The sequence below is a fragment of the Rhizobium freirei PRF 81 genome (assembly GCF_000359745.1).
In the GTDB taxonomy this organism is placed as follows: Bacteria; Pseudomonadota; Alphaproteobacteria; order Rhizobiales; family Rhizobiaceae; genus Rhizobium; species Rhizobium freirei.
Genome location: NZ_AQHN01000095.1, coordinates 1 through 13459, shown reverse-complemented (window position 1 = coordinate 13459; position 13459 = coordinate 1). Strand labels below are relative to the sequence as shown.

The following is a 13459-nucleotide window of genomic DNA, read 5'->3' as shown; positions in this document are numbered from 1 at the left end:
TAAGCGACGCGGCGTAAGATGCTCGAACTGCTAAGTCTCCTCAACACTAGCTATCGCACTGTCGCGTCCGAACTGGAGCGCTGGTTCGAGCCTTTTCCATCAAACATCGCCTGGAACGTGTTCTCGGATTACTGCATCGGCGATGAGAAGAAGGCGAACGACGCCTTTGCGTTTGCCATCGTGCTAAATCACGACACGCAGGCGAATATCTCGGAATACATCGCGGCCGTCGCACCCAGCGACCTCAAGGGATCGCGTTCTGCATCCGAGGGGCTGATCAGGTACCTGAAAAGTCCAGTCGTCTTCAGTGTCAGCTATATCGTCGAGCGTCAGTCGAGGATTCTTCGAGATTATATCACGGACGACAATATTATCGCGGCGCTTCCTGATCTACGACAGGTAATAGCCCTTATCATGAGAGATGCGCCGGGAACGACCCCTTACTACGCAGCGGTAGACAAACGCCTCGCCGCGTTTGAGCAGGAGATGAAGCGCAAGAAGCGCAATTCCAATCTTGCTCGGCAGATGTTTCTCTGCGCGGCGTTTGCGGCCACGCTCTTCTTGCATTTGGATGCCAAGAAGGATCCTCGCGCTATTCGATGGATAAGCGACCGGGATGCGATGTTCGACAAGTTCGACAGGGTGACCTTCGACCTTGCTTTCATCTATTTCCAGCTTCTGCGTAGCCAGACCGGCAAGGTTTCTTATTACCCGGAGATCCAATTCGGTATGCCGGGTTGGGATGGGAAGAATGACTATAATGAGTTTATCAGGATTCCAGACTACCTCGCGGGAACCGCGGCTGACATCTCACTGCCGTCGATGACGTTCACTCATGACAAGTTCCATCCCATCTTCGACAACGTGTTTGTAAACGCCCCGAACGCCGCTCTCATAGAGGTTCTCGGCAGCAAAGAGAGGGTCACAGCGCGCCGCATTGGATTTTCTGCACCTGGGGTGGTCTAGGGGGCAGCGAAGCTGATGTTCGTCGCTGATGTGTTTGAGCAAATGGAACTCGCTCTCGAGCATATCAGGGTGAAGAGCAGGTTCGCACGATCACGATCATGCACACGTTTCGCAATGATCTACACCACCCCGACCTTGTATGAACCCATCCCGCCTTCCCGCTATCGTTTTTACTTGTCGACAGGATGCGGATTTATCGGTGGCTTCAAAATCCGTTAGCTTAGCTACCGAAAGAGGTCGTTACGCGCGGATCAGCCGCATCTTTCCTGTGGGCGAGTTGGGAGGTAGGCAGTGAAACCCTAGCGTTCGATCGCGTGCATCCTATAGTCGCATACAGACCCATACTGTCGCCCGCGATGATTTTTACTCCACTAGGACCCGATTTTCCCGAAGACCTGATCAACGACCTCCTTGAGGGGGACGTGGTTTTCTTGTGCGGGGCGGGTGTCAGCGCGCCGCAGCTTCCGAATTTCCAGAATCTCGTTGAACAGGTTTATGCGCGCCTCGGGGAAGAACGAACCCCTGCGGAGGAGTATGCCTTCTCGGTCTTCCGTTTCGAAGAGGCACTTGGCGCCCTGGCGCGGCGGCTCGTCCGCGCTGACGATGTCATCGATGCGACCGCCCAGATTCTGCAGATCCCTGCCGAGCCCGATATCGCACATCATGCGGTGATCCTTCGTCTTTCGCGCGACCAAATCGGCAGGCCAGCACTCGTCACCACCAACTTCGACACGCTCTTCGAGCGATCGTTGATGCAATCGCGTTCGCCCGAGTTCGCCGTGGACGAGAGTGCTGCTGGACAAGACATTCCTGCGCCCGGAAGCTCTAGGTTCCACGGAATTGTCCATCTTCATGGACGTCTCGCGGATCCGCAGTTGGGTCTTCCACAAACCGAGTTGGTGCTGACTAGCGCCCAATACGGCGAAGCCTATCTCCGCGCGGGTTGGGCCGCCCGCTTTCTCTTCGATCTCACGCGATGTCGCACGCTCATTCTGGTGGGTTATACCGCAAGCGACGCGCCGGTACGGTATATCCTCAACGTTCTAGAAGGCGACCGCGAGCGCTTTTCGGATTTGCGCAAGGTCTATGCGCTTAGCTCAACGAACGGGAATGCTGAAACGGCAGCTGCGCCATGGCGAGCATTGGCCGTGGAGCCCCTTCTATTCCAGCCGGGCGAAGGCGATCCCTACGGTCCGCTCTGGACAAGTCTTGGGCAACTGGCGGATCTCGTTGAAAATCCGGATGCATGGCGGCGCAATACGATTGCGAGGGTCGCAGCTGTAGCCGTAGCCGAAGCGATCGAACACGATAGGCGAGCGCTGAAATGGGCTTTGAGCGGACGCTCTGACCTTTTCGAGCATTTTGTCGACCATTGCGCCGATCCCGACTGGTTCGAAACCGTCGCTGTAGAAATGAAAGCCTTTGGCAATCGGGCGATGGCTTGGATGCTCGCGCGTTGGTTTGCTCGCGCATGGTCGGATGGCCGACGGTTTGCGACCGCGATGAAATATGTCGATCAACGACTCGGAAGCCTGTCGGAGGCGCTGTGGGGCGAACTCGACCGCAACGGCCCGCTGAATGAGGTTTGGAATAAGGCTTGGCACCTGTTGGCAGACAGTGCCGCGGACCGTTTGCACAGCAGCGTGGACGATTTTCAATTGCGGCATCGGCTCAATCGTCCTTTCATAACAGAAAGTGATCTCGGGCGCCTGGTCGAAGCGATCGGCCCGCGACTTCAAATTGAGCGCTCACTTCGCGACGAAGAGCCTCCTGAGGAACCCGACAAACTTGCGGACATCGCTCGCTTCTCTATGGAAGCCGAGCGGCAGAACATTCTGGGGGACGTGTTGACGTCACCGGCAGGGGAAGCCGCTAACGTCGTGCGGTTGCTCCAACGAGCAAGCGAGAGATTGGTCAGCGTGCTCCGGACGGCACGGGATGCGGATCTGATCGGCGAAAGCCGTGACACTACAGACTGGGGTGTTCCGTCCGTGACACGCCATCAGCAAAATGCTCATCGCGGCGGCTTTGTGCCGCTGACCGAGCTGATCACTAGCGCCCTTCCGATGGCTGCGCAGGTCGCGCCCGCGATGGTCCGGAGGCTGGTCTCAGGTTGGGCCGCCGAGGGCTTCAATCTGCTGACCCGTCTTTGGATGCACGGCCTGACGCTGCCAACGCTCTATTCTCCCGATGACGCACTCGACAGTCTGGTGACGAGCGATGACACCGCTTTTTGGTCCTTCGCTCAAGAGTTTGTGGCGATCACCAGAACCCAGCTTGCCGGTGCGAGCGCTGAAGCCGTCGCGCGGCTGGCCGAGCGCGTTATGACTGAAGGACCGCTCCGATATGCAGCAGAACAGGATGAACAGGGTGATGTCGATTGGCAAGCGCGGGCTCGCGATCGCGAGATCTGGCTGCGGCTGACCGCTATCGGCGAGCAGGTTCCCCTGCCTGATGCGGCTGCAGCCCTTCTTGAGGAGATCCGGACGAGGCGAGACTATCTTGCTCGTCAGATCGATGATCGAGATCAATTCCGTGGATGGACCTCGGGCGTCAGAGCAGTTCGAGGCAGGACGGCGCAACTTGTCTCCGCACAGCCGAGCGAACGGCTGTCGATCGCCGATGAGCTCGACGTCAGCCGCGATATCGAAGACCGTGAAGGATGGCCGGAATATTGCCGTGAAGATCCCGTGGGAGCGCTCGCAGCACTTCGTGCCCGGCCGCTCGAGCTTGCGCTCGCGCCACGCTGGCGAACCTGGCTTCAGATCGTTCCCTTCCGCCGCGAAGAAGCGAATGAGAAAACGCTCACGGCCATACAGCATGCGATCGATTTGCTGGATGGCGGCGCGAGTCCTGAGTTTTTTGCAACGCTGAGCGATCCGTTGGCCAGCATTGTCGAGCGCGCAAATACGCTGGGATTGAACGTGCCAAATACATGGTGGGATCGCCTTTGGCCGGCCGCCGAAGCTGAGCCGGCACCAGAATGGGGCGACGAGTGGGAGCTCTATGAGCGGGTCGTCAACTCGACGGGAGGTGCTCTCGCCGAGGCCCTGCTTCAGGCTTTGAACGATCAGAGGGAAGGCGGACAGGACTCCCATGTCGAAGACCTCGCTCGTCTCGATCGGATGATCACTTCTGAAAGTTATGCTGGAACCATGGCTCGAGGCGCCTGCGTCCGCTATCTCGGTTTCGTATTCAGCGTTTCCCCACAGATCGTCCAGGACCATCTGCGGCCCTATATGTCAGCCGAGGATGAAAATGGCGTGAGGCTGCGTGCGGTTCTTGTCGAATACAACAGCTTCACAGCCGAAGCAGAGACGGCGTTCTCAGACCTCATCCTTCAAGGCATCCGAGAAAGCAGGCAGAAGAATGTTTCGGCCGCAAATGCGGCCTCCCATCTGGTTCGCGCCATCGTTGCTTCGTTCGAGAATCCAGATGTGCCGCGGGGTATCACGCGGCAGCAGGCGCGCCAGGCGCTTCGTAGCGCATCGAGCGATATCCGGACAGGCGCCCTAACCATCATGGCCAGCTGGCTGGAGGAGTTTGACGAACCTGCACGCGAAGCAGCGTGGTTAGATCTTTATGGCCCGGCTTTTGCGGCGATATGGCCGCGGGATCGCGCGTATCTTTCGAATGAGGTGAGTAAGGAGATTGTCGCACTCGCTGCGGCAACGGGTGGCGCATTTGCGGCTGCCGTTGCAACATTGCTTCCATACGTCAGCGTCTTTACTGACGATTGGATCAATTTGCATGATCTAACAAGAGATAATTACCTGCTTGCAGCAGGGCATCCCAACTCTGCACTCGACCTTCTTTGGGCCGCATGCAGGCCGCCATGTAACGGTCGGTCGTCAGATATAAACCCGCTCCTGAACGCTATCATGGCCTCGAGCCCCGGCCTCGCTGTAGACAGGCGAGTCCACAAGCTGCGGCTGAGAGCGGTGAACTATTAGTTTAAGATGATTTCCTTTGGGTAGCGCTAAGAGTCAATCTTGCGACTCATTCCGGGGCGCATTTTGATGCTTTGCGGTCGAAATTCGGACCGAGCGGTATGTCGCCGCGGATCGGAGTTTGAGTTGTGACGGTTTGCGAAGACATTAAAGAAATCGGACAAGGTGTCGGCGGGTACACGAGTGAGTTGAGATTTTGCATAAACGATACTATCTCGAACCAGACGATTATGGCGGGGGCGGCGGCAATCCTCGACTGAGATCTCGCAAGGTTTCGACCGAGGACATTAATGACCGGATTATCTTTCGCAGCCTTTGATTTCACAAGAACCATTGCGATGCTGGGTCTTTTGCTCAGCATTGCAAGCCTAACCCTCGGCTTATTCAACGCATATATCGCATGGCAAAATAGAAAACTTGCTCTCAAACAGGACGCCCGGAAAGTCCCCGCTCTGACGTGCTACCTGAGCCATGGTTTCCAAAAGACCGATGAATCGGGCCGCGCGTTCAGCCTTCTTGTCCAGGTACGGAATCCGAGCGACAGCAATAATGCCATCGCGAGTGCCGAACTGATTGTTCGTTATCTCACGAAGGAGCGTGTCCTCATGACGCTGAAGCTTCCGGCCCATCGAGACGGCGCGGGGAGCTTTGTCCGAGGACAGGGGGACGTGCTGTCGCTTCCGGTCAAAGTACCAGCCCACGAGGTAGTTTCGGGATGGCTGCACTTCAAAGCGCCGGTAGACCTTCTCTCAGGGATGGCGATCGACGGTTACGAGCTGGAAATCACTGATACGCACGAAGCAAAAACCACAATCGCACCAAATCTGATGCAGGAGTACCGGGATGAGGTTGGGTCGGCGTAAATACGCAAGGATAGATGTTAAGACCTCCGATCAAGGAAAAATCGTAAAGGTCGTTGCGGATCCTGTGATCGCCACGCGTGGCAGGGTCAATGGCAAGCTGATACCATTGCTAATCCTGGACACAACTGAACGACCGGATCTTATTGAGCTTGTTCGCGTGCATCAAAACTTTGTCGAGGGCGACGTCAAGGTCCAGTGGGGTGCCTTGGAGGGGCGGTTGGATCACATCGCCTTGTTCTTGCGTTTTCTGAGGCCAACTGAGCGCGTCGCTATCATTGAGTTCGAGATGCCAAAGCAGGGAGCATTGGTTGATCAGATCCTGACTGCTGGGGCCGTTTATCTTCAACCAGGCAAACCTGGCGACAAGTTGCTCCATGATCTTGAGGTGCCGAAAGTTATCGTCGAGATTCCGGACACTGGCTTTCGCGCCCACTGGGAAAAACTCTACCTGAAGAGCGTTTTCGGGCAATTGCGTAAATCCGGTTTGACGAGAGGCGAGGCGCGAAAGGCGGCATCTGATGTTGTCGCACGGATGCGGGAAATCGGCCATTTTCAGATGACGTAGTACACGGACAGCCATTTTCGAAGTTTGATCGCGGAGCGCGCAAGAGTGGACATAGTGCGAATTTTCGTTGACGCTAACATTTTTATCGAGATGAAAGACTTGAGCTCGGTGAATTGGCGTGATTTGTTTCCCCAGGCCGAAGAAGTCCGCATCCTCGTTTCGATGCACGTGGTGAAGGAGCTCGACAAGCTCAAGAACGACCGCATAGAGCGCCGCCGGAAGCGGGCGCGGTTGGCGCTACAGTTGATCGACGAGGCCTCCCAACTGAACGAGAAGATCCTTCGGGAGGATCCTTATCGTTTAACGCTTGAGACGGTTTTTCCGCGAGCTCACCACTGGGATGACTACCATATCCTGGATCAGAATGATCCTGACGATCGCTTGGTAGCGCACGTGATCGAAGAGGGGGGCTCGATTCTCTTTTCAGACGATAGTGGACCTCGCATCAAGGCGTCCAAATACGGGGTAACCGCGGTCCAGCCGCCCTCCTCTTTCCGCCTCCCGCCCGAGGAGTCGCCCGAGCAAAAGAAGGTTCGCGAACTGAGCGAGAGGATTAGGACGCTTGAGGACAACCGCCCGAGGATGATGTTGAAACTCGGATGCCCGTCCGATCCGATCGTCTTGGAAAGGCCTCTTCTTGGCCCAATGCCCGATGACCTACAGGCGGATCTCGTCAAACGAATTCTTGATTTACATCCAAAGCTGAAAAAGCCGGCAGAAAATAGCGCTGCTGCTGTTCTTGGCGTCAGGAAGGCAAATGTGGTTGACTGGGCCAGGTACGAGGTCGGCTATGACAATTTCGTTGAAAAGGTGAAGCGGCACGCGGCGGAAATCCACATAAAGCTAAATGCGATACCACTTTCCCTCGAAGTCCCATTTGAGGTCGTCAACATTGGACGGGTCACACTGACCAACGCTGATGTTGCGATCCGCCTGCAAGGTGAGGCACGTTTACACGTGCATGAGGAGGACACCGATCAGAATGAGGACCAGGACGACCTCGACAGGTTTGATTTGGAATTTCCCGATCCACCCCAACTCGGCGAGTCCAACCAAAGTCCGCGCGTTCGGTTTGGTCGCCGCCCATGGATGGCACTACAGCACATCAGGTATCCCGGCGCGGTCACCTTCCAATGGGACATTGTCCCCGACGAAGAAAATCCCCGCAGGGCGAACTTGTCGAACAATGAGTTCCGGGTTGGGAAAAGCCATGCCGACAAAATTGCTATTGTTCCTGAAGGGACCCTTCCGCTTGATCTGAGCCTGACATTCGATCTTGAGGCCAGGGACCTCGATGAGCCCGTCACGAAGGAATTTCGAGTCAGGATCGAGATGGTGGATAGGGAGTGGACTTTTGACGATTTCGAGCGCGTGGAGTCGGTCCTCCCGGCAGCGAGCGCCGCCTTTCTCTGATGCTCGCGCGTATGGGTGCGAGTGCGACTGCAATTTCATTGTTTTGCACAGGCGCGGAAACATCCTGTGCGTTCGCTGCTGCTAGCGGTACGGTACGCGAGCAGCCACGGGACTTCCATCGAATGGCAATCAGAGTTTCGGCGGCTCGCCGAGACAATGCTGCTGGTCGTCACCACCCCCCTCATGCAGCCAGTGAGTCAGCTGATTGATTAGCTGTGCCGCATCCCCAAACCCTCCATACCAGATCGCGACGCGATGGGCGGTGGAGACCTCGCACCGACCCTGCTGCGCGAGTACGGCAGGCATTTCCGTCGCGCTTGTACCTGCGCCAACAAAAGGGCTCGAGGCACAGAGCGCTTGCGTCAGTTCACGAGCCCAAGCGTCCTGCCGGAAAACCATTGGGTCAGTTCGGGGGCCGGCCCGGTCGAGCACGAGTACGGGCGGACGCGCGCGGGAATGGGCAAGCGCGCCGCGCAATGCCCGGTTGACATGCGTGTCACCGAAACCATAACCGCCAATCACAATGGCATCGGCGAGGGCGACATCGCAGGTTAGCGCCGCCCGATAGGTTTGGAAGGGCTCGGTCAGGAGCTGATCGAGCTTGAACCCACCCGCAATTAAAGTTGCGGGGAGGAAGTCCTTGCCGTCACTGCCGTAGTCGGCAACGCGATCATCGCTATCGAGAAATGCGTCGTTCAGATCATTGCGCCAGACGATGTGATCGCTCAATCGGTCGGCGAGCGAAAAGTGGACGCTGCCGTGAAGGTGGAAAATCCCTTCCCAGTCTCGGCGATGGACCGCTGCTGGGTCGAACCGTCCATCGCTACCAAAGCCCGTAAATGCGTTGGGCCAGCCTGACAAAGCTACGGTGTCGTAGTTGAGGTTATAAATAACGACATCGAAGCGATCACGCAGCGCCTGGAGCATCTCATGCCAGCGTTTCAGTGCAGGCAAGTCCGCCGGCATTGTAAGGCATCGCGCGCGCATCTCGGAGGCAAGGCATCTGATGAGATGCGCAATCGTTACCTTGACCTCGATATAGGGGCCATAGCGATCTACGCTGCCGAATGATAGGCTGTCCGGAAGTCGATGTTGCTTCAGCAATGTGCGGAGCGAGCCGCCTTCGGGTGATGGTCGGACCCAGTGCATGAGCGCGATTAGGTCGCCAAGCGCTCGCTCGAAATTGGGAAATTGCCGGGCGGATTGGAAGCCAGCCACGAGGTGGCGCTCGAGCGCGCGCCAAATTTGATCGTAAAAATTGGCAGATTGGTGCATCCTGGTAAATTCGCGCGCCCAACTGGCCATCAGCGTGTCGATCTCAGCGACACTCGGCATTCCGCTGGCAACCGAACTCCCTGCCCCCAGGATCATCAACAGCCGCTTCCTACCTGCCACGCGCAACTCTCCGAACGGCTCCCAGACAGAATCATCTAGCTTTCACGATTCTTGCTCGCACAGCTGTCTCAAAGCAACGTGACATGAAGCGAAATTGAATTGCAGAGTCTTGCAGACGTTAGTGGACGAGACCTGAGCGATGATGACGCGCCGATTTGCTGACGCCTCGGGTCACATTGCATCAGGTCACGGGCTGATTTGTCCGACGATCGGCCTGTGGCCTGATTTCAGTGGGGGCAAATCACGCTGGATCGCAAATTATTTGTTCTCTGTATGTTCTTGTGTTATGTGTCGGCATTCGCGGTTGCTAGCGAGGCAAGCCCATGTCGCGGCTTTTTGCAGTGGTTCGAACGGCTGACGAGATTGCTGAGCACTTTGACACCGAAGTGCCGATCGAGATCAACGTCCCACCTGAGACGGTCGAGGGCACGCAAGGCCTCGTTGTCATCGAAAAAGATGGCCGCCGCGTGCTCAGGTCATTGTCCTGGGGCTTTCCCCGCCAAACCAAGGAGATGCGCCTGAATGGCGAGCCGCCGGGCCGCATCGGTTTGGTTGCCGATATCACGAACCCGATGTGGGAACATGTCGTGGTTGAGCCACGCTACCGCTGCCTGATCCCCTTGACGCATTTTGCGAACCCGGAAGGAGAACCGCGGAAGAAGACGAGGGCATGGTTCTCGGTCGTGGATGAAGCCCTGATCGCCTGGGCGGGGTTCTGCCGCAACACGGAACAGTTCGGCCCGGTCTTCGCCGGCATGACGATGGCCACCAACGAGCTGATCATGCCTTACAATGAGCGTATGCCAGTGCTGCTGCACAAGGGCGAGTGGGACCGTTGGCTGCATGGCTCGATCCAGGACGTCATCGCATTTCAGTTCCGCGATCCGATGCCGTCGGATGCGTTCACCATTCTGCATAGCGGCGACCGGTGGCAGAGCGGCATCCCGCCGCATCCTCCATATTCCAAGAACCGAAACACTATGCTTATGCTGTAGCGCCAAGCTCAGACCAATGTCGGAAGGCTGATCGCATGTGCAATCTCTATACCGTCCGCAAGTCGGCCGCCGAGGTCGCGGCACATTTCGGTGTCGCAAATCCCATCCAGTCGAACGCCCCGGATGAAGTCTATCCGGGAACGCCAGGAATGGCGGTGGTCGAGCAGGACGGAGCGCGTGTGATGCGGTCGATGACCTGGGGCTTTCCATTGCGGCTGAAGGATATGAAGCCTGACGCGAAGCCCAAGCCGGTCAACAATATTGCCGACCTTGCCAAGCCGATGTGGATCGGCCTTGCCCGCAAACCGCAATTTCGCTGCCTGATACCGGTCACGCATTTCGCCGAGGCGGAAGGCCCGAAGGGCACGAAGACGCGTACTTGGTTCAGCATCAAGGACGAGCCCATCTTTGCCTGGGCAGGCCTTTGGCGCGTGAGCGATGAATGGGGGCCGGTCTATTCCGGTGCAATGACGGATGCCAACGAGGCTGTCATGCCGGTCCACGACCGTATGCCCGTTCTGCTGCATCGCGATGAATATGACCGGTGGCTCAGAGGAAGTTTTGATGAGGCCTATGCGTTCCAGAAGCGCGTTTTCCCGCCGGAATTGATGGCGATGGAAAAGACGAGTGAGCTCTGGGTCAAGAAAAAATCAGCGGATACCCAGGAGCCCACGTTCCTGTGAGATGACGTTTAGTCATCTGCCTTGACGGGACTTGAGTTTCTGGCGCCGAAATCGCTTCGGCGTCGCTCTTATTTCAATGCAGCGGTAATCAGGTTTGCGAGCCGTGCTGCAGCAACGGCGGCCTGTTCGCGTGCGACATTGCGGGCATTCGTTTCGTAGGTTCGATCAAGCACGTAAGGTCCCTTGTCGAAGCCAACCGGCGCAACATAGACGAAATCGATTGCTTTCTGCCGGCTTTCCTTCAGCCACTCGGCCGGATCGCTGATGGCCGCACGCGCTGCGTCCGGTTCGGGGAGCTTGATGTTCTTGTCGAGCAGCCCATCCTCGATGGCACCGTAGGGCGTCGAATAGCCGCCGAAAATCCCATCCCAATAGGCATGGAGCTTGACCGTCTGACCGTTCGCCGGCGTAACCACGATGGAGTTGCCGCCCTGGTCGCCCTTCTTGAACGCCTTGGAGACAAGCGCTGTGGCATGGAGCGGTTGATGCGCGTCGCCGACCAGATGCAGGAGCCAGACGAGATCATAGGAGCGGACGCTGTCGGGCAGGCCGGACGTCGCCGACAGTCCATCCCTGAGCGAGACGATCTGCGTTTCGAGGTTCACCGGATCGGTGTCCGCCTCGGTCATCCCTTCCACGAAATAGGGAATGTCCTTGAAGTGCCAATAGGTGTGCTTGAAGGAGTCGACATAACCGATATTGCGGCCGGCCGTTGGACTGGCCGCCGTGTCGCCCTCGTCGGTATATCCCGCAACCAGGCTTTTGATATCGTCGGCCCAGACGGCGGCGCGCACAAAGGCATATTGCGGTTTGAGGCGGTCGGGAACCCCTGCGACCCAGTTCTGATATTCCGGGTTGAGACGGATCAGGACGTCGGCTTTCTCGCGAATTTGCGGGCTCAATCGCTCATAGGCGACGGCCGCGATCTGCATATGGCCTTCGTCCCACCACGCCATGGCTTTGAAGGGAAAACTCAGTGCGAGAACTGCGGCAATCATCCCTGATCGAATTCGCATGGCCATGTTCCTCTCCCCGGATGGTAATCGCCATAGGAGCATAGTCGTAAGAAAAATCAATGAAGGGTTGGTAAGGTTTTGCCGCGTCGCGGTTCGCTGTGGCACCGGCGTCCAAGGCTGGTATGAAGGTCGTCGTCCATCCTGTCACCGGTAGCGGTATCCACGCACGTCTTGAGCGTTCGCATCGCCAAGCGAGGCTCTCCGACAAGCAATGGCGAAAGGTCTTCGAAATTCTTGGGGCGAAGTCGGATGCGAATGCACCATCGGCTTCTCCCAATCGGAGACCGCGGCCGGTTCGAACCGCGACGTTAATGCCTCGGTTTCGTCCCAGGCGCCAATATTTTTTCTGGCGTATCGAGCGGCTCGTCTTTGGCTTTGCCATCGTCGCCGTTGTGGCGGCCTTCCAAATGTTTGAAGGCACAGGGACTTCGCAGAAACAACGCGGGCCAGCGCCGGCGGCTATCGGTTCGACGATGACGCCGCAATTCACGGCCACGGACGGCGACACGGTCCATGTTTCAGGCGAAACACACCCGGGTCCAAGGACTGAAATGACCCTTCAGTTGCCTACTACTTGACTTTGGGGATGCGGCCATTTCTCTCGTTTGGCATAATTTGAGGGTGGAGCTATCAGAACCCCCAAGCAAGCTGCCACTGCCTCCAGCTATCATTAGTATCTATTTTGTTTTTCTATGGCCTTCATAAAATTGCATACGCTGCAAGATCTCGATTTTGCCGGCGTTCTGCCTGATGCCTCACTGATTCAGATCGTTTCAACTGCAAACCAGATTTCGACCGTGGCGATCAAGCGTGACGACGACTGGTCACTCTGAGATAATAACCATCAGGATCGATCAACCGAAAGTCACGAAGTCCCCAAGGCTGCGTCGCGAGATCGGATAGAGGCCAGCCGCTCTTTTCAGCCATGCGATAGGCAATTTCTACATCGGCGACACTAAGTACGATCTCGATGCCTAGGCCTGTCCTTTCGCCAGTTTCGATCCGCAATGGATGATTGTTTGAAAGTGCCCTGCGACTATTAATCGCGATCACCGCATCACCGTTCGTCAACACGGTATACTCGGAGCTGATCGAGCCAGAAACTTCGAACCCCAATGTGCGACAGTAGAAACTTATCGATTCCTCAGGGACATCAACGAAGAGTTCCAGCTTTAACTGCAATGAATTGCCCTCTTAAGGTTGTTCTAATAAGGCCCATTTCAGGAGCTTCATGCGTCTTCACGAGACGTATCATATGCCGCTTTTAACACTTTAGGTGCAAGTGCTTCTGTTTGATGGAGGCTCAGTTGTGTGAGACGGCCAATTCCTCGAAGTTGGCCGCCGTCGTCGACAACGGGGAATTTGCCCACGCATAGTGTGTCTATCCTATCCGCCTCTGCGCCAGGATCGGGCAGCGGCATGGCTCAAAAATTTGGCGGCGACCTCAGATAAAGATATCTCCCCGTCAACCGGCTGTATTTCCTCAGCGAATCCGCAAATGCGCCGCCTTTGTTCAAGTGCAGCGACAGTCTCATCCAAAAGAGTCAGTTGGCGGTTGATTGACTCCTTTTCAATTTAAGAACAAAAAGGGAACATATCAGCCGTTTTGACCG

General features: G+C 56.7%; 10 protein-coding genes. 7 read left to right on the top strand and 3 right to left on the bottom strand.

Going from position 1 to position 13459, the window contains the following annotated elements:
• Positions 1-18: 18 nt before the first annotated feature.
• From RHSP_RS31590 to RHSP_RS31570, 5 genes are all read left to right on the top strand, one after another.
• Complete coding sequence (locus RHSP_RS31590) at positions 19-966, top strand: hypothetical protein (RefSeq protein WP_004129270.1); 948 nt, start codon at positions 19-21, stop codon at positions 964-966.
• Between the two features lie 422 nt (positions 967-1388).
• A complete protein-coding gene (locus RHSP_RS31585; RefSeq protein ID WP_240535554.1) occupies positions 1389-4919 on the top strand; it encodes an SIR2 family protein in 3531 nt (1176 codons plus the stop codon).
• Positions 4920-5206: 287 nt separating this feature from the next.
• Complete coding sequence (locus RHSP_RS31580) at positions 5207-5779, top strand: hypothetical protein (protein ID WP_037155747.1); 573 nt, start codon at positions 5207-5209, stop codon at positions 5777-5779.
• The gene (locus RHSP_RS31575; protein ID WP_004129263.1) at positions 5760-6344 is read left to right on the top strand and encodes a hypothetical protein; all 585 of its coding nucleotides are present in this window, start codon (positions 5760-5762) and stop codon (positions 6342-6344) included. Before RHSP_RS31580 ends, RHSP_RS31575 begins: the two co-directional genes overlap by 20 nt.
• A 45-nt stretch (positions 6345-6389) precedes the next feature.
• Positions 6390-7757 (top strand): PIN domain-containing protein, encoded by a 1368-nt coding sequence (locus tag RHSP_RS31570; protein ID WP_004129261.1) that lies wholly within the window; start codon positions 6390-6392, stop codon positions 7755-7757.
• A gap of 129 nt (positions 7758-7886) precedes the next feature.
• On the opposite strand, the gene RHSP_RS31565 is transcribed toward RHSP_RS31570, so the two are convergent.
• Positions 7887-9152 carry an SIR2 family protein gene (locus RHSP_RS31565; protein ID WP_037155743.1) on the bottom strand — a complete coding sequence of 422 codons (1266 nt, stop codon included), beginning with the start codon at positions 9150-9152 and terminating at the stop codon, positions 7887-7889.
• A 323-nt stretch (positions 9153-9475) separates the two neighbouring features.
• Here RHSP_RS31565 and RHSP_RS31560 point away from each other — a divergent pair, with 323 nt between their 5' ends.
• The gene (locus tag RHSP_RS31560; RefSeq protein WP_004129255.1) at positions 9476-10147 is read left to right on the top strand and encodes an SOS response-associated peptidase family protein; all 672 of its coding nucleotides are present in this window, start codon (positions 9476-9478) and stop codon (positions 10145-10147) included.
• A 35-nt stretch (positions 10148-10182) separates the two neighbouring features.
• Positions 10183-10830, top strand: coding sequence for an SOS response-associated peptidase (locus RHSP_RS31555; RefSeq protein ID WP_004129252.1), 648 nt, complete (start codon positions 10183-10185; stop codon positions 10828-10830).
• 68 nt (positions 10831-10898) lie between these two features.
• On the opposite strand, the gene RHSP_RS31550 is transcribed toward RHSP_RS31555, so the two are convergent.
• Positions 10899-11852, bottom strand: a complete 954-nt coding sequence (locus tag RHSP_RS31550; protein ID WP_240535553.1) for a S1/P1 nuclease — start codon at positions 11850-11852, stop codon at positions 10899-10901.
• A gap of 798 nt (positions 11853-12650) precedes the next feature.
• Positions 12651-13028 carry a VOC family protein gene (locus RHSP_RS34200; RefSeq protein ID WP_004129244.1) on the bottom strand — a complete coding sequence of 126 codons (378 nt, stop codon included), beginning with the start codon at positions 13026-13028 and terminating at the stop codon, positions 12651-12653.
• Positions 13029-13459 lie beyond the last annotated feature (431 nt).